Below are 24,380 nucleotides of genomic sequence, written 5' to 3' on the forward strand. Positions count from 1 at the left end.
ACTTAAAGCAGGATATATAATTAAATTATGGATATTTTTATCAGTGTACATAATTGTTAATTGAGAACAAAAACAATAACTTTAACGTCACATAGAATAGAGATGAGAAGGGGAGGTTTAATAGTCATGAAAAAAAAGATGCTTGCGGTAATGCTTTCAGCAGCCATGGTGCTGACAACGAATGTTAGCTTTGCGGCAGCCAATACAGATAAATTTACAGATCTTAATGGACACTGGGGACAGGCCATTATAAATGAAGCCGCAACTTTAGGTATTGTTGGAGGATATCCAGAAGGTTATTTTTTACCAGATAACCTTATGAAGAGGGAAGAGTTTTACAAATTGATTACGAATGTACTTACTGCAGTTCCGGATACTTCCAAAACTACACTTGCATTTAAGGATGTGGACCCAATAGAATGGTATATTCCTACTATAAAAACTGCTGTTGCAGCAGGTATTACAAAGGGATATGAGGATGGTACTTTTGGGGTTGGTCAGATGATTTCTAGACAGGAAGCAGCAAAGGTCGTGGCTTCAGTTATATCAACAGGTAATCTGGATATTTCTAAGAATGCCTCTACGGCAAAGGATGCGACACTAATTGGGGACTGGGCATTGCCTTATGTAAATATCATGTTCCAGAAAGGATATATGAAGGGTGACGATCAAGGTAACTTCAGGCCTACAATGGCACTAACAAGAGCAGAAGCGGCAACCTTGCTTTTAAATGTTAAAAAGAAAGAAACGGTTATAAAAGGGCCAGGAACTACAGCGGTTGCTCCGACAACAGAGGTGGCCCCAACAGGAAATGCAGGCTGCCAAAGAGTTCATTTGATTACTGCGGGAGCTTTCACAGTAGGGACAGGTACAGCAAAGGATCCTTACGAAGTCTCCACAGAGGCCCAGCTTAACCATATAAGAGCGCATTTAAGTGAGGGTGGATATTACAAATTGACGAAGGATATAAAAGTAAGTTCTGATTTTGCCACTACGATACCAAATGTATCCACAAGCACATCAAACTGGAATGAAGGAAACTTTGAACCGATTGGGACAGAAGACAAGCCTTTTGTAGGTAATTTTGACGGAAATGGTCACAATATAAGTGGTCTAAATATAACAGGAACGGCTAAAAGCAAAGATACTGGAAATGTGGCTGGATATGCAGGACTTTTTGGATATGTGGATTCTAAGAGTACTATTGAAGGTTTAACGATAGATAAGTCAACTATAAAGGGTTCGGTTAATGTGGGAGGTATTGCTGGATATAACAAAGGCAGCATTACAAATTGTGTACTTGGAGAGGGGAGTATTGTGGCTGGTCAGGTAAATACTGGCGGTATCGCAGGCTATTCCAAGCAGAAATTAAAAAGTAATGTTAATAAAGGAACTGTTGAAGGGTCAGAATCTAATACAGGAGGAATAGTTGGCAGCATAGACTTGGAAGGGGAGGCATTATCTGGATGCGTAAATAAGGGAGTAGTAAAAGGACGATCAAGAACAGGCGGAGTGGTTGGTTATATAATGGCTTCTTCTGCTACCGTTAATATTGAAAAATGTAGTAATTCGGGAAAGGTGAGCGGCACAGCTGATTATGCGGGCGGTATTGCAGGTCAGGGGGATGGTTCTTCCTACGGAGTATATATAACAGAATGTTATAACACTGGAGATCTTTCAGGGGATAGCGCTAATGGAGGTGTTGTAGGATATGCAAAGGGAGAGAGAATTAAAATAAATGATTGTTACAATACAGGTGAAATAAATGGAAAAAATTCTGGAGGAATAGTTGGCAATAATGAAGGCCAGATAGAAACGTGCTATAACAAAGGAAAGATTGTAGCAAACTCTGAGGCAGGTGGAATAGTGGCTTATCAGACCACCGGAGACGGGCGTATTCAAAAATGTTATAATGACGGAAAAGTTACGGCTAATTCAAATGCTGGCGGCATAGCAGGACTAAGTAAAGATAAGATTTTTAATGTATACAATACAGGAAGCGTTAAGGCAACCGATACAGCAGGGGGACTGGTAGGCTGGAATTATGCTATTATTCAACGCTCCTATAATGCTGGTACAGTAGAAGGAAATAATGCTATAGGCGCTTTAATAGGTAGAAACAGAGCCAAACTTATAGATTGTTTCTGGCTTGCAGGCACTTACAATTCAGACATTGGGATAGAAGATGCCGGCTCAGCAAAAAGCATTGTTATGATACTTTCGAAGGAACAACTTTCAGGTCAGTTAAAGGTGAAACTTGGTAATGGATTCCAGCTATTAACCGCTTATCTAAATAGTAAAGATGGTTCGAAGGTATGGGAGTATACTTATAAAGTTAATCAGTCAGCTACCAGTGAAAGTTCATCGATTATTTCGGATGGTGGAGGCATTGTCCCTCCTATTACCGTTTCGACTACAGATGAAAAGGGAAATGTCATAAGTTCGTCAGATTTGAATTCTGGATATATCTATCCGGGCTTAATTGGTTTAGAAAGAAAATAGTTTTGTAACACCTATGTAATGGACTTCACTCCATTCTTTGGTATAATGTACAAATAGAGTTAAGAATTTAGGAGGAGATTAAGATGATTGGAAAGAAAATAGCGGCATTAGCCATATCGGCGGTTTTGGTGTTGAGTAGTGGTAGCATCGCATTTGCGGATACTACCAGCTCCAGTTCTGGGAAGATATATCCACAGGATGTAATGAATACACAACTACTTACGCCAGTGAAATTTTTAATGGATAAAAAAGTTATTACGGGAGATCAGGATGGATTATTTCACCCAGAAAAAAATATTACAAGAGCAGAATTTGCTACTATGATGGCAAAGGCTACAAATAATATTAATGAACTTGATACAGTTGCAAAGAAAGTTTATTATAGCGACTTGAGCGGATATGACTGGGCAAAAGGGTATATAAACGCATGTGCAAAGGCAAATCTAATACAAGGTGTGGGCGAACAGAAATTTGCTCCAGGCAAAAATGTATCTTATGCAGAAGTGATTACTATTATAATAAGAAGTAAGAATCCATCGGCTGTTACTGCGGGTACATGGCCGGATAACTATATTCAATATGCCCAAATGAATATGAATAGTATGATTGGAGATCGTAATATATCTGACTGGTCTGCTCCGGCAACAAAAGGTGATGTGGCAACGATGCTTTATAGGAGCATGCCAAAGAATTAGCTGAAATGCAAAAACTTGGACAAAAATGAGGCAGATCAATGAAAAAGGGAGGCAAGATTAGGAAATGAAGAAGATATTAAACATTGTTTCATTCATGCTGGTTGCAATGATGTTTGCCAGCACGGCAGCATTTGCAGCTACTGTTCCCACGGATATAGCAGGAACAAGTTGTGAAGAGGCGGTTAAAACTTTAACGGAAGCGGGAGCTATTACTGGGGATACGGATGGTAAATTTCATCCAGAAGATAAATTAACAAGGGCACAGGCGTGTATTATCATAGTTAAGACGATTGATCCAGTTGCATCACTTGTAAATGGTACAGCTACTCAGTCGTCAGGCAAAACTGGATTTACAGACCTTAAAGGATACAGCTGGGCATCTGGTTATATTGCCTATGCAGTAGAACATGGCATTGTTAAGGGCTATCCTGACGGGACTTTTAAGCCAGGTGTAAATGTAAGTACAAATGAAATGCTTACTATGGTTCTTAGAGCTGCGGGATATACAGAAGATAAAATAGGTACCGTCTGGCCCAATGATTATATTACAAAGGCTAAGGAGGTAGGCATTCTTAAAGGCATTGATGAGTCTTATCCGGAAAATGCTACCAAAGGCATGGCTTCTCAAATGACTTTTAACCAGATGAAAGAACTAAGAGCTATGGCTCCAACTATAACTCCAGACCCACAAGGTACAGAGAAAGACAAGCCAAGCAGCATTCCGTCAACTAGTGGAATGAAATTTGTGACAGGAAGTTTTGATGACAATTTGAATACTTTTGGAGGCAAAACAATTTCTGGGAATATAGAAATTTATACTTATGGGGCTAAGAAAGATTATAGTAAGGACATGAAACTTTCGGATAAGGAAGATGCATATAGAAAAGATACGGTATATAAGTTTAAGGATGTTAAAACTCCTGCATGGTATCTTGTAGAAAATGATAAAATAACTAAAATGATTTTACCCGTAGACACAGGGTTTAGCGGTAACGTATATGGAGTCGTTAATGGAACAATTAAGGTGTCAAGCCAGGATAAAGAGGCCATAACGGGATTTGAGACATTAACTGCCACAAAAGCCATCACATGGTTTGGGAAAAAAGGACTTGCAGTACCAACATTTACGCCTGGTGACGGACAGCTTTATGAATTATATACATCAAACGGTGAGGTAAGGAACGTGGCAACAACTGACGGAGCTAATGGGAAGATGTTTAAAGAGCTCACAACAGGTAGGTCATGGACTGCTGTTACTGAATATGGTGATAGTGTTATTACCATTTCAAGTGGATTTATTCCAGTAAAACGAAATGCTTCCATATATATTTGGGATGACAGCAACAAGGAATACAGAGCAGGAAGCCTTTCAAGCATTAGAGCTGGTAAGGAAGTAAGAGCTTATGATGTTAGTGATGATGACTCAAATGAAGCTGATGTTGTGATTGTCAAATAAGAAGTGTCGTAATTTGAGCATTGATGGAATGTGATTATTTAAGAGACTGTATCAAAATGAGATTTTATTTTGATACAGTTATTTTTTTAAACGAAAGTATGACTCTATTACTTTAAACGTTAACATTCTTGTAATACTACTGTAATAGACTTATATAATTTTTTTGCTATAATATAAAAGTACTAAGAAATACAAAATCAATATAGAGAAAAACTAATATAAATGTGTATTACAGTTATGTTACATTTCCCTCAATAGGTTGACTGATGTATTTCATAAAGGGTATAATTCACTGTGATAGGATATGCATTAGGGACTCCTTAATACCATAACCTATTCATCATGTCAAATTATCTTCAGAAGGGGAAGGTGATTTGCTCACAGTAAAACAACAGAACCCCTTCGAGGAACAATTCTAAAGGAGGAATATTAGAAATGAAAAAAGTACTTTCATTTGTGCTAATTTTAGCGCTAGTACTATCCAGTTTCTCAATGGCCTTCGCTGGTTCAGCCACTGAGCTTAAATCATTAAGCGATATTGGCGGAAATACTAACGAAGAAGCTATTGAAGTAAACTATGACTTAGGTATCGTAACTGGTAACCCAGACGGTACATTCCAGCCAGCAAAGGCTGTAACAAGAGCAGAATTTGCTGCTATGATTACAAGAGCTTTAGCTATTCCGCAGAGCGCTCTTGCAGGTTATGCAAATGCAACTTTTAAGGATACAAACGGTTATGCGTGGGCTGTTCCTTACTTAGCATTCTGCAACTCAAAGGGCATCATGCTTGGAGACGGTGCAGGAAATGCTATGCCTGGAAAGACAATCACTGTAAATGAAGCTGTAACTATGGCTCTAAGAGCAATTGGTTACACTGCAAACAGTTCTGAGTTAACAGGTGTTTGGCCTTCAAACTACGTTACTAAAGCTCAGGAATTGAAAATGTATGATGACGTAGCTAAGGATGCTGCTGGTGTTGACAAGGCAAATGCAGCTCAGATTATCTACAATACATTAACAGTACAGAAGGTTGCTGTAAACTCAGACGGTAAGACAGAAAAGCTTTGGGCTGATAACCACAAAGATGACAAGGGTAACCTTGATAACGCAACAACTCTTCTTACTGCAGGACTTAACTGCACAGCAGAAGGTCCAGTAGTTGTTGGTGGAAATAGTTCTTCTATCGATGATTCTCTGATTAACATTGCAAAGCACATCGGTAAACATGGTACTATCTACAGAAATGATGACAAGGAAATCGTAGCCTTCATTTCAAAGGATAACGATCAGATTGTTGGTAGATTTACTGCTAAGGATAAGTTCGTAACTACTAACGAAGAAAAAGAATATAACATTAATTGCACATCAGCTGGAGCGCTAATGTTAAACAATGCAAAGACAAATTCTACAAAAGCAGAATTTGCTACTAAAGCTCCAGATGGTACAGTTTTCGGAATGGATGGTACTGAATTTGCTCTTAACGTAGACCTTTCAGGTAAGACGATTAAAGAAATCTATTCTGCAGTACAGTGGAAGGCCAATCAGTCAAAGCAGATTGATGCTGGGGATTTAAACGATATTAAGGATACTAAGACACCTAGACTTTTAGGTGAAAAGTTCATCTTAGATGATAATGATAAGATTGACTACACTCAGTTTGACTTAGTTGGTGTTAAGAGTCTTTCAGACATCAAGGCTGACAATGTAGTTTACGTTTACTCAGACAGCAAAGGTATCAGAAAGGTTGAAGTTGGTACTCAGACTGTTGAAGGTACAATAGACAGCTTTAAGAATGCTAAGAGCGATGCTGCTACTAAGTTTGCAATCGGAGCTAACACTTACAAGAATGCTGAGCAGGTTGTAAACGGAGTTAGCGGAGGTTCATCCGTTGAAGATAAAAACGTAGCTGACGATGTTAAGGCATTCTTAGATGCTAGAGGTTATGTATATGACTTTACTAAGGGCAAAGGAAATAAGAACTTTGCTGTAATCGAAAAGCAGGATGCAAACATTGACAATCAGGTTAAGATGATGCTTGCTGATGGTACTGAAAAAGTATTTAATTATGATAAAGCAGATGATAAGGCTGGTAAGTTATATGCTGGTACAATCATTGGATATGGCTTAAATAAAGATGGCAAGATTACAGATTCCAATAGAAAATTCATCACTGCTGAAAAAATCAATCTTGCAAGCAAGACAGTTGTGAACTCAATTACTAATGCTAAATTGAATGCACAAGGAACAAGTGTACCTACAAGTGCAGCTTCTGTAACTACTCTTTTCAAGAACGCTAAGATTGACAAAGATGCTGTAGTATTCACTTATAAGACAAAATCAACTACTAACGTAGCAGATCTTGACAAAGAGACTCGTACTCCAAATGGTTCACCATTAATAACAAGCCCTACTGATGCTAGTATAAAATATTATAATTACATTGATGATTATGATGTAACTACTCTTGATAAGGTAGATGTTGATAAGGACATAGCAGGAGACGGTGTATATCTATTATTTGATGAAAATAATAACGGTTCATTGAAAGAAGATAAGATAGTAGCAATGTTTATCCCTGATAGCGCTGCTAAATCAGGAACTAAATCTTATGCTGTGATTAATGAAAAGACAAGAGGCACAAACGCTGATAAGGATAAAGTATGGAAGATTACAGGCATTATAGACAATCAAGTTAAAACGGATGTATTGACTGATGATGGTGGAGATTCATTCTTCGATGGTTATAGTGCTCCTGTATATAAGAAGGGTCTTACTGGCTTAGCTTTATATCAGGTTAAGGTTGATGCAAAGGGTGTTATTACAGATGCTACCCGCTTCAAACCAGGCACTGTGGACTTTGATAATGATAAAAAACTTAAGTCTACTGACGTTATGACTGTAGAAAAAGCTGATAAGAAAAATTCAGTATTAGTTCGTGATAAGGATGCGAGTGGCAATGTTCTTACTTCAAGTACAAGATATGCTATCTCTGATAAGGCCTTTATCTATGAATTAAATAGTGATGACGACTATGTAAAGTCATCATCAGACTTACATGACGGAGATCAGGTTGTTCTTTATGAAACTAACGATGATGAGGATGGATATGATATCGTAGTCTTTGTTAGAGCTGGATTTGACAAATAAGTCTTAATGGCAAGATAAAGATTAATCTATTGATTCAAAAATATGTAATATTTCAAAAGACGGGTTTATGCCCGTCTTTTGTTATTCTATGGAAAGTTTTCTAGAATTTATGGATTTGTAATCTGACTTGTAAATAAAGACTGTAAAGGGTATAATATATATCAAATAATCAAGGAAGGTAAATAGGTAGAAGCGGACTTGGGTAATAAAATACAGAGATCAGTAGCACAAACTGCAGTCTTGATGGCAATATTAACTTTGATTTCAAAACTGTTTGGCTTTATGAGAGAAATGATTTTAGCAGCTATTTTTGGTGCCAATTATATTGTAGATGCTTATGTAATGTCCCATACTATTCTTACAACTTTATTTGGGGGTATTATTATTGCCTTATCAACAGCCTATATGCCTTTATTTTCACAAATATCAGAGAAGAAAAGTAAAGAGGAAGGAAAAAAATTTACCAGTGATATTATTGGATTGCTGATTTTGATAACCCTAGCCATTTCTATTATAGGTATATTTTTTTCTAATCAGATTGTTACTGTATTTGCATGGGGGTTTAAAGGTGAAACTGCAAATCTTGCTAAATTTTTTGTAAAGATTCTTTTTTCATATATTATTTTTTCTTCTATAGCAGGCATTCTAGAGTCTTATTTGCAATATAATGGAGTATTCATACCACAGATTATAAGCGGATATCTGATCAGTATATGTATGGGCGCTGGGATAATTATCAGTGCATATACAAGTTGCTATTATCTGGCTTTTGGAACATTGGCAGGATATGCTTTAAGATGTCTGGTAGTCATATATTTTGCAAAGAAAAATGGGTATAAGCAATACCTTCAGATAAATTTAAAGAAAAACCTTAAAGAGATATTTAGATTAGCTTTTCCCGTATTTATAGGGAGCTATATAACATATATTAATATTTTTGTTGACAAGACTTTAGCTTCTAATCTGGCAGAAGGCAGCATAGCAGCCTTAAATTATGCATCGTTGCTCAACATGATGATTATCAATGTTACCATAACCATATTATCTACAATAATATATCCGAAATTGTCACAGGCTAATGCTTTGAATCAAAAAGTACGATTTAATGCATTGGTCAGCAATGGATTTAATATTGTAGTTATAATAGGGTGGCCTTGCTCACTAGGGGCAATGCTTTACAGTACTCAGGTTATTCGAATGGTTTATGAAAGAGGGGCATTTACTGAAAGTGCCACGGGAATGACTAGTTCAGCTTTTTTTTACTATGCAGCTGGAATGATGTTTGTAGCTGCCAATGAGTTTATAGTACGTATTTATTATTCAATGAAAGACATGAAAACTCCCATGATGGTTGGAGGAGTCAGTGTTATAGTAAATATAGCTTTAAATCTTATTTTAGTTAATTATATGGCTCATAATGGCTTAGCATTAGGAACTACTATCGCTGCTCTGGTTAATTTTGTCCTACTACTCTATGGAATGAAACGGTATCATACTAATGTGCATATTATTTCTTCCAAGGGTAAATTGCTAAAAATTGTTATAGCAGGTATTTTAGCGGTAACAGGCTCTTATGTTAGTTACTTAATTATGATAAATTATATGAATCAGACTTTTATAGAGAGACTGGTACAGATGGCTACAGTAGTCATAGTTGCAGCTACCTTATATTTGCTGTTGCTGATTGCGTTTAAAATTGAAGAGGTTAAACTGATAAAACAAATTTTTAAGAGAATGTGATTCAGTTTTATTAAAGGGGAGAGACGATTTTATATGAATATAGGAATAATATTGGCTGGGGGAATTGGAACCAGAATGGGGCAAATTGAAAGACCCAAGCAATTCATTGAAATTTATGGAAAACCAATTGTTGTTCATACTATTGAGGCATTTGAAATGCATAAAGATATAGATCAAATTGCAGTAGTATGTTTGAAAGAATGGATGGAGAGCCTAAGGGGACTTATTAGAAGGTATGAATTATCAAAAGTCCAATGGATTATAGAAGCTGGAGAAACTCGACAGGATTCCACAAATAATGCATTAAATCATTTAAGAAATGTTTGTAACGATGACGATATTTTAATTATACACGATGCTGCAAGACCGTTGATATCTTCTAGAATTATAACAGAAAACATTATAGAAACGAAGAAAAGCGGAGCGGTAGATACAGTGATTTCTGCAACAGATACAATTGTTTGCAGCTTGGATGGAAAACGTATAAATGATATCCCTAAAAGAAAGAATTTTTTTCTTGGACAAACGCCCCAGAGTTTTAAATATAGTGTGATTACAAATGCATATGATACTATAACAGATGAGAAGCGCAGAGAGGCTACGGATGATTGTAAGATTGTAAAAGCCTATGGGCATGAAATTAGTTTGGTAATGGGTGATAAAATCAACTTTAAAATAACAACTTCGGATGATTTGATGATGCTTAAAGCCATGTTAAAATTAAGTGATATGGGGAGAGGTTCTTATGTTTTCCAAAATGATTAAAATTGTTGAACCTCGCAGGTTTGAGGAATATATAACTTGTTTGGAGCAAAAGGCAGGAGAACTAGTTATAAAACCTCAGTTTTTAAATATTTGTAAAGCAGATTTGCGCTACTATTTAGGCTTACGGGAGCAAAACATTTTAGCATTAAAGTATCCCCTTTGTTTAATTCATGAAGCAATAGGCGAGGTTGTTAAAGAAAGTGAAATTGGAAATATTAAAAAAAATGAAAAAGTTGTTCTCATTCCCAATCGTTTACCAGAATGTAAAAGAGATAAAGAGTGTGCCTATGTTTGCCTTGATTTATCATTAGGGAAAAATTATTGTCCTGAATCGGTTTTTGCATCCAGCAATGCAGACGGTTTTTTGAGGGAGTATCTTGCATACAAAGAGGATAGCACGGTAAAGCTTACAACAATAGAAAATGAAGCCTCATATGTATTTTTGGAGTTAGTTTCTGTAGCATGCGCTGCTGTTCGACGGGTAGATATCAATAAATTTGATGAAGTCATTGTTTGGGGCAGCGGAAATATGGCATATATAACAAGTGCAGTGATAAAATATTGTTATGGGAAAAGTGTTACGGTAGTAGGAAGAAATGAAACAAGACTTAAACAATTTCAGTTTTGTGATACACTATCAGTATTGCAGGCAAAGAAAAAAGATTTAAAAAGAAACCTATTTTTCGAATGTGTCGGTGGAAGCAATTCTCAAGAAGCAATCAATCAAATCATTATAGAAGGAGCCATTGGTGCGGAAATTGTATTAATGGGAGTTCCAACTCAAAATCCCGCCATAAATACCAGAGGGATTTTGGAAAAAGGAATCATAATGAAAGGAACAACTCGAAGTGAAAGGGAAGACTTTTTAACGGCTGTGAAGTGTTTTGAAAATCATTCATTTAGGAAAGAGATTGAGAAGTTAATTATAGATATTATTGAAATACGGAATATTTACGATGTACAGAAATGTTTTGAATTAGAAGAAAATGAAAAAAAATTAGGAAAGCATGTTATGAAACTGAATTTATAGAGGAGTCGTATGGTGAAAAAGAGATTGCTTTTATATACAGCATATGGGGCGTTAAAAGGGAACATATGGACAATGTATGACTTTTATTGTAAAAATTTAAAAGAGAGTTTAAAGGATCAGTTAGAGGTGGTCTATGTGGATGCTGAGGCGGTAGGAAATCAAAAATTTTCGTCAGCCAAATCGTTTGTGAAAAGAAATATGGCTCTTTTGTTCCCACATTTATTGGTAAAAGGGAAATTTGACTATTGGGTGACAGATAGCGGAGGGAATTTTTTAAGCAGATTGTCCAAAGGTGTAGAAGTAGCACATGGCTATGGAACTAAACAAACACCAGGAGCAAATGAAAAAAACTCATTAAAGATAAAACTTTTGGAAAAATTTTTTTTGAAAAATTTAGATGCTTTTATAACTTTATCAGATTTTGATAGTACCTATTTTTATAATCGATGCCAAATAAACCATAACGCCAAATATTTACCTTTGGGATTACCAAGAAATGATCGTCTTTTGGAATTTGAACAAAATCATATATTAAGGCAAGAATTTTGTAAAAAAAATAATATTCCGTTTTCTTCAAAGCTTTTATTGTATGCTCCCACATGGAGAGAAGCAACATTTCATGAAATCGAAACCAGCAATTTAGAAGAGCTGAATGAACTGCTAAAAAGAGAATCCGCATATTTTCTGTACAGGCCACATCATCATGGAGGCATTTTTTCCCAAAAAGATATAGAAAATTTAAGTAACTTTATTTTCTTTGATAGCACAGTTATGGCAGATTCACAAGCAGCCATTTCTATTATTGATTGCTTGATTACAGATTATAGTTCTATATTTGTAGATTTTTTGTTATTGAATAAACCCATTTTCTTTTACGTATTTGATTTAGTAAAATATAAAGATGATAGGGGTCTGGTTATTGATTATAAGAATGACATGATGACTCCCGGACCTAAAATCTTTGACATGAAAGAGCTGATTGATGAAATCAGTAAATGGTTATCCGGACAGGATTCATTTGCTGGGGTAAGAGAAGAAGCTAGGGAATTTTTTCATAACAATTTGGACAATAAGAGTACACAGCGTTTATGGTCTTATTTAGTAGAAAAACTAAATTTGGATGTAAGCAAGTGCTAGAAAGGCATATTAACCATGAAAAATGAAGTTTTAATAATTTCACATTTCTCGGAAAATGAAGACAATATATCTAATGACAGATTAAAATATATTGCAGGTATGATAGGAAAGAGCTACTTAACAGAATTGCTGACATCTTCTTTCCTTCATACCGCTAAGAAACATAGTTTGAACAAGAAGGAACAACATGAATTTTATACGACGACCTATATAGATGAACCGGGATACCAAAGGAATGTTAGTATCAAGCGCTTTATCAGTCACTTTAGAAGTGGAAAAAATCTGAAAAGATATTTAAAAAGTATACAATGCCCTAAAATGCTATATTGTGCAGTTCCGTCTTTAAGCTGGGCCTTTGTAGCTACTAGATTTGCGTTAAGGAATAGAATTCCCATAGTAATTGATATTCAGGACTTATGGCCAGAAGCGTTTAAAATGGTCTTTAATCCTTGGGGATTGGGAAACATTATATACTACCCCATGAAAAGAATCGCAGATTATATATATCAACATGCAAATGCAGTAATTTCTGTATCGGATACATATTGCCGAAGGGCTGAATTAGGCAAGACTGAACGCAAATTTTTTTTGCCTGTTTATATAGGAACTTCTTTTGAAAGATTCGATAAAATATTACCGCATCAACAGGAGCAGGATATTTTTTATTTGATTTACGTGGGCACTTTAGGTCACAGCTACGACTTAAAGTGTGCAATTGATGCTTACGGAATCGTCAAACAAAATAAAAATACTGATCTGTTAAAGTTTCTTATATTAGGAGATGGCCCTTTAGAACAGGAATTTAAACGATATGCCAGAGATAAAAATTTAGATGTGGAATTTAAAGGAAGGCTTAAATATGAGGAGATGGTATCCTATTTAAAGAGTGCACATATTGCTATAAATCCCATAAATGGGAAGTCTGTTGCTAGTATTATAAATAAACATGCAGATTATGCTGCCGCGGGTCTTCCGGTTATATCCACGCAGGATAGTCAGGAGTATAAGATTTTATTGGAAAAATATAATGCTGGATTTAATTGTGAATGCGGAGATTCTCAGCAAATGGCTCGATATATAATCCATTTGCTGACAAATGAAGAAACATGGAAAGAGATGGCTGCTAATAGTAGAAAATTAGGAGAAGCTGTTTTTAATAGAGATACATCATATATTAAAATTGAAGAGTTAATACGGAAAATATTAAAGAAATAGAGTTTCTACTTACAATATAAGAGAACTTAATTTGGAGTATAAAAATATGTTAGGAATTGTAATCTTAAATTACAACACGGCAAAATTAACAGCAGATTGCATAAATTCAATAATGAATACCTATAAGGGAGCTTTTAAAATATATATTGTTGATGGAGGTTCTACAGATGACTCTGTTATTATCTTGGAGGATGCTTATAGGGAATCCGAAATTATAAAGATAATTCAGTTGAATAAAAATTATGGCTTTTCTTATGGAAATAATAGAGGTGCCGAAATAGCAATAAAGGAAGGATGCAGGAAGATACTTATAACGAATAGTGATATTATCTTTTATGAAAATGCCATCGAAAATCTGATTTTAACGTTTGAAAAATATGAAAGTACTGCTTTAGTATTTCCATGTGTTTATAATACAGGAGATATTTTGCAGAGTGTTGACATTGTAATAAAGAAGAGAAGCTGGCTGGATATTTTAATTTATGAGAATATTTTTTCGAAGTTTGTTCCAAAAGCTATTAAAAAGAGAACTCGGAGACCTGTAGAAGAATGTATGGAAGAAACACAATCTTTCTACTTTGAAGGCTGCTGTTTTTTAGTTGATTCCATTAAGTTCTGCGAAGTAGATATGCTAGATGAAAATATCTTTTTATATGGAGAGGAAAGCATTCTTAGCGAAAAAATTATAAGAAAAAATTATAAGATGTATTATATCCCAGATTCAAAGGTACTTCATTTAAAAGGGGCAAGCAGCGAAGGAATAACTAGAGCCGAAAGAAGCTATATTTGTTTAAAAAGTAAATTGTATTTCTGGTACAAATATAAAAAATTTCCTAAAATTTTAGATTGGATTACAGTAAAAGCAGGACTTCTTATACTTAGAGTCCGATATAGAAAAATAGAGGGAATTACACAACTTCATTATCGATATAAAATAGAGTTACTGAGCTATATGGAAGAGCTACATAAGCAAAAACGAATATTGATATAAATTATGTAATATTTAATATAAGAAAATTATGGAGAACATAAAAAGATGTATAAAAAATATCTTAAAAGGTTTTTGGATATAGTAATTGCATTAATCGCATTAGTGCTTTTATCACCCGTATTTGTGGTCGTTGCCATATTAGTGCAAATGAAATTAGGAAAACCGGCGATTTTTAAACAGGAGAGGCCTGGTCTACACGGAAAAATTTTCACTTTATATAAGTTTAGAAGCATGACAACTGAAACTGATGAAACAGGAGTGCCTCTGCCTGATGAATTAAGGCTTACAAAGTTTGGAAAGATGCTTCGGACAACCTCATTAGATGAACTGCCAGAGCTATGGAATATTTTAAAGGGTGAAATGAGCTTGATTGGACCAAGACCTCTTTTGATTCAATATCTGCCTTTATATAATGAACATCAGAGAAGGAGGCATGATGTCAGACCTGGCTTAACCGGGTTGGCACAAGTCAATGGTAGAGCAGATTTATCATGGCAGGAAAGATTTGATTATGATGTGGAATATGTAGATAATGTCTCTTTTGCTGAAGACCTTAAAATATTGCTAAAGACTATTGCTGTTGTATGTAAAGCTGAAAATATTGAAAATGAAGAGTCAGGAACATGGTATCCTTTTATGGGTAATGATAAAGAAGATGAATGAGGATAAAAGTGAAGGTGATAAAAGAGTGAAATTAGATGTCATTACGCTGCAAGAAAAGAAAAAATGGGATAGTATTGTATCATTATTTAGTTCAGCAGATGTATATTATTTAAGTGAGTATGTAGAGGCTTTTCGGCTTCATGGGGATGGCGACCCGTGTTTATTTTATTTCTTAGACGAAAGTAGTGGATATAAGGCGCTGAATGTTGCCATGAAAAGAGACATTGCAAAAAATGTTCATTTTGCTGGGAAAATAGAGGAAAATAAGTATTTTGACCTTGCTACCCCATATGGATACGGGGGTATTGTTTTTAATGGAGGAAGTAAGCAAAAAACTTTTTTAAAAAGTGTAAATGAAACATATACTCAATATTGCAATGAATTTAATATTGTTTCTGAATTTGTCAGATTTCATCCCAACATTGAAAATGGTCCCGAGTCTAAAGGCTTATATGACGTAATACAACTAGGTGAGACAGTGTGCTTAGATTTAAGGGATAGAGAATTAATTTGGGAGAACATAATCAGTAAGAACAGAAATATGATCAGAAAAGCACAAAAATCTGCTGTAAAAATAAAAAGTGAACTGTCGCATCAGATAATGCAACAGTTTATTCAATTATATCATTCTACTATGGATAGGGATCATGCCGACTCATATTATTATTTTGGCGGCAATTTTTACAATAGCATTCTGGAAGATTTAAGGAACAATAGCACTATCTTTTATGCAACATGGGAAGATCAAATCATAGCAGCCTCTATAATTTTGTTCAGTGGTAATCGAATGCATTATCATCTATCTGCTTCCAATGCTGCTTTTAGGCACTTGGCACCAACTAATTTATTACTTTATGAAGCGGCCTGTTGGGGCGCGGAAAATGGGTATAAAACGTTTCATTTAGGAGGTGGTTTGGGAGCTCAAAACGATAATTTGTACAACTTTAAGAAGGCTTTTAATAAACAGGAAAATACACAATTTTGGATAGGTAAGAAAATATTTAATGCTGATTTATATGATTATTTATTGAAAATCAGAAAACAGGAAATAAATTTTGATGATAAAACGGGATTTTTTCCTAAATATAGAGGGTAAAAAGATGGACAGAAAACAAATACAATTAAGTGTTCCCAATTTAGATATGAAGATTGTGGACAATTTACGGGAATGCATTGAAACAGGCTGGGTTTCTACAGGGGGCAGATTTATAACAGAGTTTGAACAGAAAGTTGCTAAATATGTCGGCATCCAGGATGCAGTTTCGGCACAAAGCGGTACGGCAGGCCTGCATGTGGCGTTGAAAATTTTAGGGGTTACTGTGGGGGATGAGGTCATTGTGCCTACCCTTACTTTTGTGGCTGCAGTGAATCCTGTTAAATATCTTGGGGCAGAGCCCGTGTTTATGGATTGTGATAGTTCCTTTTGTATGGATACAGACAAGCTGAAGAAATTTTGTGAAGAAGAATGCAGGTTTGATGGAAATAAGCTGATAAACCAAAAAACCGGTAGAACCATCAAAGCGATAGTGGTGGTACATGTTTTTGGAAATCTGGCTGACATGGAAAAGATTATGAATATGGCAGCAAAATACAATCTAAGAGTTCTGGAAGATGCAACAGAGGCTTTAGGGAGCTATTTTAAAGAAGGTAGATATAAAGGATTTTTTTCAGGGACAGTAGGTGATGTGGGGGTATATTCCTTTAATGCCAACAAAATAATAACTACCGGCGGAGGTGGCATGATTGTATCACGCAATCAGGCATATTTAGGCGAAGCAAGATATCTGACTATAACGGCCAAAGAGACTACCCCGGAAGAAGCCTTATTTTTTGTCCATGGAGAAGTGGGATACAACTATAGAATGCTAAATTTACAGGCTGCTTTAGGTGTCAGCCAGATTGAAAAATTAGAACAATTTATTCAGACTAAAATGGCGAACTATAAGACTTACGAAGAGCAATTACAACATACTGAGGGAATCACAATTATTCCGTTTCAAGAAGATATAAGATCAAATCATTGGTTTTATTCTCTGTATATCGAGGGTGAACGATTTGGCGAAAGCAGAGATGAATTAATGCACCGATTAATTCAAGAAGGAATTCAGTGCAGACCTGTTTGGAAATTAATCCATACGTTAAGGCCTTATATTAACGCTCAGAGCTATAAAATCAGTAAGGCCGTAGATTATGCTGACCACATTCTTAATGTGCCTTGCTCCACCAACCTGACGGAAGAAGAAGTCAAATACGTCTGCAAGATGATTGTACAAAAATAATAGTCGGATAGTAAAGCCCCTGTAAAAAAGCTTTAAAGGCTTTTTTACAGGGGCTGATTTTATCTTTCTTTTATCGGAGTGACTTGGCCTTTTAGCATGATGTTTATAGCCATGCCCGTGCCCAATAAGCCGTAGAACATTGGCATAACAGATACCGTAGAGTCGTCTACTAATCCTGATACAAGGAAACCGCATATACCGAGGAAAATCCCCAGACCGGTATATTCGATGAATGTGCTGATATTTGATTTCCAGAACAGTTTAAAGCTCTGAACAACATACATAAACCATAAAACTAGTAAAGCCAGTACAGAAATGCCTCCAGTACCAATCCAGGCCCCCATATACATATTATGAGGTTTGTCAACAATCATATTAAGATTCCAATTCGCATTATATTTTCCTACGTAGTCATTTTGAGGGAAATAGATACAGTAGGTATCAGCACCGTGGCCTATCAAAACAGTTTCTTCCATCATCGGCAGAGTACGGGACCAAATGTATCCGCGGCCGGAGCCGAAGCCTTGATTATTTTTCCAACCGATGGCATCTGTTTTGTTTAGTGATACGAAATTTCCCAAGTCATTTCGATATCTCACATCTTGGCCGTCCATAGTGACAAACGGCCATTCCTTTTCCCCAATTTTTATGATAAAGTAATGATTACCGGCAGAGTCCTGTGCAGGTCCCAAGACTAAAGACTTAAATCTTTTGTCATCAACTGAAAAAGAGGAATCGGTTCCAGCGATAAGCTTAATATCAAGATCTTTGCCCTTGCTGTCCGTAAGTTTTATGGCAAGAGGAGTTTTGGGATATGTAGTAAATGTTATCTCATTGCCATTATAGCTTAAATGAATATCATTCCCTTTGGTTTCTATATAATCAATGTGAACTTTTGAAGTATTGGAGGAGTTTTGGCTTTCTGCTTTTCCAGATATTTCTTGAGTCTTTTTAGTATCAAGTCCCAATACGCTATGAGTTGTACCTGAAATTTCTGGCAGCCATCTGTCGGAGGTCACTCCACCAATAAGAACGGTAATAGCTAAGAGCAAAATAATGGGTTTCCACCAATTAAGCAGCGCTTTATTGAGGACAGCAAGTGCAACTAAAACAACAATTGCCATTCCCAAAAATCCTCCTGAAGATTCCGAGCCAATCAGATTAAACATAGTTAAGGCGAACAATATACCCCAAAATATTTTCTTCCAGATAGTCTCCTCTTTTCCCTGCATCATTGAACGAATAAACAGTAAACCAAAGAGAGGAATTAGTAATGTAAGATAAAAGGAAACATAGTTAATGTTATATACTGTTTGATATATTTCTTTATTCTTAAAATTAAATGTAAGACCATCAATATGACTCCAAAACCAGCTTGGCGTAATCAGCTTCCGGCCAAGTATAGTCTTGAAAAAATCATGATTAAGTGCTTGAGAAAGCCCCAGAAGATTAAGGAGTATTGAAGATGCCACCGTAGGATATATAATCCATTTGATGTTATTCTCACTATTTACTGTGTTAATGATAAAAAATAACAAGATCATATAGGAAAGCAGTGGCAGTGTACCTTCAAATCTGTCATTCCATCCCCAAAGAGCAAATTCTTTGTAATCACTCGTCATGTAAGATATTAAAACAAAAGCGCAGTATACAAGCATGGGAATGTAGTATGGTGAACGCTTTATAAAGAAAGTCTGTGAAAAAACACGGTATAGCAAAAAAAACAATACTAATACAGCACAAATAACGATTGCCACCATTTTAAAATAACTGAAGAATTCAGTTAAATCATTTCCATCACTTGTCCAAAAAAATTGATTCATTGGCCTTTTGTATTCATGCAATCTTACAATCATGATGACGAATGCTGTGAAAAATGCAGCTGGAAGCAGTTGAAACCAATGCATGTCTTCATTTATTCTTGGAGCCATACTCATAGAATAAATGTAATCTGAATGTTTGCCTGAAGTAGAGGCACTTTTTTTAGTGGGCTGCTTTGTCTGTGCAGTTTTATTCCCCTGTTGATTTATTTTAGCCATTGATAATTCCCCCAAATATTTCAAATTTAATCTATATGCCTTCCTATTATACCTTAGCCTCTGAAAGAATGCAAATTTACCAGGTAGTTTTTATAATTTTTTCAGATATAAAAGTATGCAAAAAGCAGACAGCACAATTTGCTGTCTGCTCTGTATAGTGCAGCAAATATTTATTTAATGGATACTGCTTCAGTACCAATACCAAAGGATAAGTTATAGGCATTGACTGCTAAATTATAATCCAGTATAGCTTTATAGTATGCTTGCTGAGTATCGAAGGTGTCTATATTAATGCCAGACAGATCCGTCACTGTAATAACACCGCTATCAAACCGGAGCTGGGCTAATCTAGATGCTTCTTTTGAATTTTCATAAGAGACCTTACCGGAAGTTACTGCATCGTATTTTTGCTTCATATCCATATACTTTGTGCGAACATCCACTTCCACTTTTTCAGGTGCAGTTTTTACTCCTTCCTGCGCCATTAATAAAGTTGATTTGGCGCCTAAATAAGTAGCGGAACTGCTTGGATATGCTTTGACATTATTCAATGCATACTGTGCCATTTCTGCATTGTAATTGGCTCCATTGATTTCGTTTCTATTGATAAGAGCTTCTTTCACCCCTTCATCCACAGCTTTGGTTGGGAAAGATAAAGCCGTCAAGCTGTCGGTCAAAGTTACTTTCTGATGGATATTATAGCCCATAAATAAGTTGAAATTCATTTTCATTTTCTCAAAGCCATTGACTGCCAGAGCATATTTGTCTTTTGCCGTATTTAAGTTCGTTTCAGCAGTTAAGGTGTCCAGCTTTGATACAGTACCCAATTTAAATTTAAGCATGGTGCTGGTGTAAATGGCCTGAGTTCTGGTCAAATTGTCTTTGGCTACCTGAACTTGAGCTTCCGTATATTTATAGTTATAATACATCTCATAGGTCTGAGATTTTAAATTATTGATAGAAGCATCATAGTTTTTTGGAGCCTGTATGTTTCCGAAAGTGCGGTTTGCTTCTAGCATGGTTTTGTTTGAAGTATCTAAAGCCCATTGAGATGCCACATCCTTAGCTTTTTCCAGTTGATGCATGGACGAAAGTTTTTCGCTGTAGCCTTTAGCAACAGATAAATCAGTATCTAAAGTGTATTTGGCCAAGGTTGCCTGTGGACTGTCAGCCAGCATTTTTTTGTATGTGTCATCTAAAGAAAGGCTGATTGGAGCAATCACTGCAGGTCCTTGAATGCCAGCAGCTGTAATAGCTGAGTTGGTTGTAGTTACAGCGGAGTTTGTAGTTGTTAGGGCTCCGTTTGTTGTGGTTATCGCGGTTCCTGTTGTGGAAATTGCGGATTTCGTAGTGCTAATGGCACTACTTGTTACTGCACTAGTGGTTGCTGGAGTTCCAGCTTTTGTAGTTGCTGCTGCGGCAACAGCTGTTACAGGAATGGAAGTAACCATAAGAGCAGATGCCAGCAATGCTATGAATAATTGTTTTTTCATCTTTAAAAGAATCCTCCTTTTATTTATCTGATTTATCATTTGTTTGCATGTATCGATTGTATTACATCATTGGTAAAACATTGTATTTCATCATAGGCATAACTTTAGAGTAAAGTCAGCCTGAAGTGTTATTCGTCGTTAAATAAACTGACCCATTGGTCGGGGTTTATTCTACTACCTTACACACAATCATGTCAATATACATTATACCAAAAGATGTAGGAATAAATATTAAATCTTTCTTAATAATTGTTTGGGAATTATCAAATTCAAAATTTAATTTAAAGAAAAGGCTTGCCCTAAAAGCTTTTAATAACCTACGATTATCGCAATAATTGCAAAAAAGAGGCATCCTCGGGCAATACAAATAGTAATAGTAGAAAAAATATAATACATGTACAAAACTGAATTTAGTAATAATAATCATAACAAAATCATTGTTATCTGTGGAAGGCGTATGTTTGTTGGCAGAAAAACGGAACTCGAGGAATTGGAGACCAAGAAAGTTGTAAAACTGTTCCAGATAGCTTATAATATTTAGAACAAGAAGATTATAGAATCAGAAGGCACGGATACAAAGTTGTTAGATAACATAGATAATGAGGGAGTAACATTGATGAATAAGCTTGAGGAAAAGCAGGATAATGAGGATGGTGTTATCAAAGAGGAAGCGGCATGGATTTCTCTGTTAAATGATAGAAATAGCACATCTCGTATATACGATGAACAAACCGCCATAGATGTTTTGGGGCGTATAAAAGGACAATATGTAAACTTATTTGATGAAATAATAGAGAGATTGAGATAGATGAAGAAATTACTTTATGTAGCATCCAGTTATGGGCACATACTCAGTTTTCACATACCTTATATAAAAAAACTGCAAGAGATGAACTTTGAAGTTCATGTGGCAGCTGCAGGAGCATTAGGAAAGATAGGAGCAAATACTACATTCTCAGATGCACTCAGGGACATTCCAAAGATTGATATTCCGTTTCAAAAGAAAATCTTTTCACCTAAAAATCTTGGCTGTACCCTTGAACTGGTTCAGCTTATAAAAAAGGAAAGGTATGATGTCATAAGTGTACATACTTCTTTAGCGGCTTTTTTTGTAAGGCTGGCGGTTATGCTTATAAGAGGCAGTAAGCCCACAGTAATAAATACGGTACATGGATATTTGTTTGACAAGGACACACCTTTTCTCAAACGAAATATTTTTATTTGTGCAGAAAGAGTAACCATGCTGGCAACAGATGTATTAGTTGTGATGAATCAGCAGGACTACGAGATAGCTGAAAAATATCACCTATATAGGAAAAGACTGATTAAAATTCCGGGGGTAGGCATTGATACCCAGCGCTTTTCAAGAGAAAAAGTTGAAGAGGAGCTTCTTCGTGATGAGATGAACAATGGGAATAGAAATGGTACTGAGGAAAGTGATAGGGACTCGCTCCGCCGAACAGAACGGTTAAAATTTGGAATTGTTGAGAATGATATTGTTTTAATCTATGCAGCAGAATTTTCAAAACGCAAGAACCAAAGGATGCTTATAGAAGCCATGTCAGACCTTCCGCCTAATGTTAAATTACTTTTAGCAGGTGAAGGAGAGCAGCTAGAGGAATGCCGAAAATTGACGGAGCATTTTGGTCTGAATTTGACGGAACATTTGAAGTCGAAAGGGGAACAGATGGGAAGCAAATCTTCTAATCATGGGAACAGAGTACTCTTTTTAGGGCATGTAAAGAATCTAGAGTCGTATTATTATCTATCGGATATTTGTGTGTCAGCCAGCAGAAGTGAGGGGCTGCCTTTTAATATCATGGAAGCTATGTCCATGGGGCTGCCAATTGTAGCTACAAATGTGAAGGGCCATCAGGATTTAGTGGAAGAAGGAGTCAATGGTTATCTATATGATTATGATGGTATAGAAGGCTATGTTGAAGTAATAAAGTGGTTAATAAAAGAGCATGGAAGCTTGCGAAATAACACTGATATATCAAAAAACAACGTTATAAAAGCACGAGAGTATAGTTTAGATAATGTGATAAATGAAGTACTAAATGTGTATAGTGAGGTATAAATCCGCTTTGGTTATGAAAGGAAAGTGAACCATGAGAACAAGCATAATTGGAAATCTTGATACTCAGGTATGAAAAATGCTTTGGTTGGATGAAGAAGATGCAAATGATAAGAACAACAATGAAATATAAATATATCAGGGCATGAAAAGGTGTAAAAATCAGTCGATTATTTAATCAATATATGTTATAATGAACAGATATTTGCCATGAATGAGACAAGTATATATTTTACTAAAAAAGAACAAGAAAGGATTTTGTTATGAAAGGCATAGTTTTAGCTGGTGGCAGTGGTACAAGACTGTATCCGCTTACCATGGTTACATCAAAGCAATTGTTACCTGTATATGACAAACCAATGATATATTATCCTTTGTCAACTTTAATGCTGGCAGGAATAAAGGACATCTTGATTATATCCACTCCACAGGATTTGCCTAACTTTGAAAGACTCTTAGGAAATGGAAACAAATATGGAATTAATTTATCCTACAAAGTACAGCCTTCACCAGATGGACTGGCACAGGCATTTATATTGGGTGAACAATTTATAAATGGTGATGATTGTGCTATGATACTTGGTGATAATATATTTCATGGTAATGGTTTAACTGTGCAATTAACAAAGGCTGTTAATAATATCAAGGATCATGGTGGAGCTACTGTTTTCGGTTACTATGTAAATGACCCAGAACGGTTTGGTGTAGTTGAATTTGATAAAGAAGGAAGAGCGGTTTCATTGGATGAAAAACCAAAAGAACCAAAATCAAACTATGCGGTAACAGGTCTTTATTTTTATGATAAACAAGTTTGTGAATATACAAAAGCATTAATGCCTTCTGCAAGAGGAGAACTTGAAATAACGGATTTAAATAAAATTTACCTTGAAAATAATAATTTAGATGTAATAACATTAGGCAGAGGTTATGGCTGGTTAGACACAGGGACTGTAGATAGCCTTGCAGAAGCTGCAGAGTATGTAAAGGTGATAGAAACAAGGCAGGGATTAAAAATCGCATGTCTTGAAGAAATTGCTTATAAAAATAAATGGATTGATACTAATAAACTGTTAGAAAGTGCTAAAATGTACGGAAAAAGTGAGTATGGTCAGCACTTGCAGCGGGTAGCTGAAGGGAAAATTATATATTAG

Annotated in this window: 18 protein-coding genes; 16 read left to right on the forward strand and 2 right to left on the reverse strand. The window is 35.7% G+C overall.

The features are described 5' to 3' along the window. The first annotated feature begins 126 nt into the window (after window positions 1-126). The 13 genes from RTW14_RS00590 (at window position 127) to RTW14_RS00650 (ending at window position 17,620) form a co-directional block, all read left to right on the forward strand. The gene (locus RTW14_RS00590) at window positions 127-2,502 is read left to right on the forward strand and encodes an S-layer homology domain-containing protein (RefSeq protein WP_312647377.1); all 2,376 of its coding nucleotides are present in this window, start codon (window positions 127-129) and stop codon (window positions 2,500-2,502) included. Between the two features lie 83 nt (window positions 2,503-2,585). Continuing rightward, complete coding sequence (locus RTW14_RS00595; protein ID WP_312647379.1) at window positions 2,586-3,197, forward strand: S-layer homology domain-containing protein; 612 nt, start codon at window positions 2,586-2,588, stop codon at window positions 3,195-3,197. Window positions 3,198-3,261: 64 nt separating this feature from the next. Then, window positions 3,262-4,653 carry an S-layer homology domain-containing protein gene (locus RTW14_RS00600; protein ID WP_312647380.1) on the forward strand — a complete coding sequence of 464 codons (1,392 nt, stop codon included), beginning with the start codon at window positions 3,262-3,264 and terminating at the stop codon, window positions 4,651-4,653. A gap of 435 nt (window positions 4,654-5,088) precedes the next feature. Continuing rightward, complete coding sequence (locus RTW14_RS00605; RefSeq protein WP_312647382.1) at window positions 5,089-7,800, forward strand: S-layer homology domain-containing protein; 2,712 nt, start codon at window positions 5,089-5,091, stop codon at window positions 7,798-7,800. 198 nt (window positions 7,801-7,998) lie between these two features. After that, window positions 7,999-9,540: a murein biosynthesis integral membrane protein MurJ gene (gene murJ / locus RTW14_RS00610; protein WP_312647384.1), complete on the forward strand. Its 1,542-nt coding sequence runs from the start codon at window positions 7,999-8,001 to the stop codon at window positions 9,538-9,540. A gap of 33 nt (window positions 9,541-9,573) precedes the next feature. Then, entirely contained in the window at window positions 9,574-10,305 is a 732-nt protein-coding gene (locus tag RTW14_RS00615) for an IspD/TarI family cytidylyltransferase (RefSeq protein WP_312647386.1), read from the forward strand. Further along, complete coding sequence (locus RTW14_RS00620) at window positions 10,286-11,335, forward strand: alcohol dehydrogenase catalytic domain-containing protein (RefSeq protein ID WP_312647389.1); 1,050 nt, start codon at window positions 10,286-10,288, stop codon at window positions 11,333-11,335. Before RTW14_RS00615 ends, RTW14_RS00620 begins: the two co-directional genes overlap by 20 nt. Window positions 11,336-11,347: 12 nt before the next feature. Then, entirely contained in the window at window positions 11,348-12,472 is a 1,125-nt protein-coding gene (locus tag RTW14_RS00625) for a CDP-glycerol glycerophosphotransferase family protein (protein ID WP_312647391.1), read from the forward strand. A 15-nt stretch (window positions 12,473-12,487) separates the two neighbouring features. After that, window positions 12,488-13,687 (forward strand): glycosyltransferase family 4 protein, encoded by a 1,200-nt coding sequence (locus tag RTW14_RS00630; protein ID WP_312647392.1) that lies wholly within the window; start codon window positions 12,488-12,490, stop codon window positions 13,685-13,687. 46 nt (window positions 13,688-13,733) lie between these two features. Then, window positions 13,734-14,678: a glycosyltransferase family 2 protein gene (locus RTW14_RS00635; RefSeq protein WP_312647393.1), complete on the forward strand. Its 945-nt coding sequence runs from the start codon at window positions 13,734-13,736 to the stop codon at window positions 14,676-14,678. 45 nt (window positions 14,679-14,723) lie between these two features. Then, window positions 14,724-15,341: a sugar transferase gene (locus RTW14_RS00640; RefSeq protein ID WP_312647395.1), complete on the forward strand. Its 618-nt coding sequence runs from the start codon at window positions 14,724-14,726 to the stop codon at window positions 15,339-15,341. Continuing rightward, the gene (locus tag RTW14_RS00645; RefSeq protein WP_312647396.1) at window positions 15,286-16,437 is read left to right on the forward strand and encodes a lipid II:glycine glycyltransferase FemX; all 1,152 of its coding nucleotides are present in this window, start codon (window positions 15,286-15,288) and stop codon (window positions 16,435-16,437) included. Before RTW14_RS00640 ends, RTW14_RS00645 begins: the two co-directional genes overlap by 56 nt. A 4-nt stretch (window positions 16,438-16,441) precedes the next feature. Beyond that, entirely contained in the window at window positions 16,442-17,620 is a 1,179-nt protein-coding gene (locus tag RTW14_RS00650; RefSeq protein ID WP_312647397.1) for a LegC family aminotransferase, read from the forward strand. 59 nt (window positions 17,621-17,679) lie between these two features. Here RTW14_RS00650 and RTW14_RS00655 read toward each other — a convergent pair whose 3' ends face one another. Together RTW14_RS00655 and RTW14_RS00660 are read right to left on the reverse strand one after the other, a co-directional pair. Further along, complete coding sequence (locus RTW14_RS00655) at window positions 17,680-19,659, reverse strand: O-antigen ligase family protein (protein WP_312647399.1); 1,980 nt, start codon at window positions 19,657-19,659, stop codon at window positions 17,680-17,682. Window positions 19,660-19,829: 170 nt separating this feature from the next. Further along, a complete protein-coding gene (locus RTW14_RS00660; RefSeq protein ID WP_312647400.1) occupies window positions 19,830-21,152 on the reverse strand; it encodes a TolC family protein in 1,323 nt (440 codons plus the stop codon). Window positions 21,153-21,768: 616 nt separating this feature from the next. On the opposite strand from RTW14_RS00660, the gene RTW14_RS00665 reads away from it, so the two are divergent. The 3 genes from RTW14_RS00665 to rfbA all read left to right on the forward strand — a co-directional run bounded on the left by RTW14_RS00665 (window position 21,769) and on the right by rfbA (window position 24,380). Next, window positions 21,769-21,960, forward strand: a complete 192-nt coding sequence (locus RTW14_RS00665) for a nucleotidyltransferase substrate binding protein (protein WP_312647402.1) — start codon at window positions 21,769-21,771, stop codon at window positions 21,958-21,960. Then, window positions 21,961-23,232, forward strand: coding sequence for a glycosyltransferase (locus tag RTW14_RS00670; RefSeq protein ID WP_312647403.1), 1,272 nt, complete (start codon window positions 21,961-21,963; stop codon window positions 23,230-23,232). A 260-nt stretch (window positions 23,233-23,492) separates the two neighbouring features. Beyond that, on the forward strand, window positions 23,493-24,380 hold the full coding sequence (gene rfbA / locus RTW14_RS00675) for a glucose-1-phosphate thymidylyltransferase RfbA (protein WP_312647405.1): 888 nt from the start codon (window positions 23,493-23,495) through the stop codon (window positions 24,378-24,380).

The organism is Aminipila sp. (genome assembly GCF_032051575.1).
Classification (GTDB): Bacteria; Bacillota; Clostridia; order Peptostreptococcales; family Anaerovoracaceae; genus Aminipila.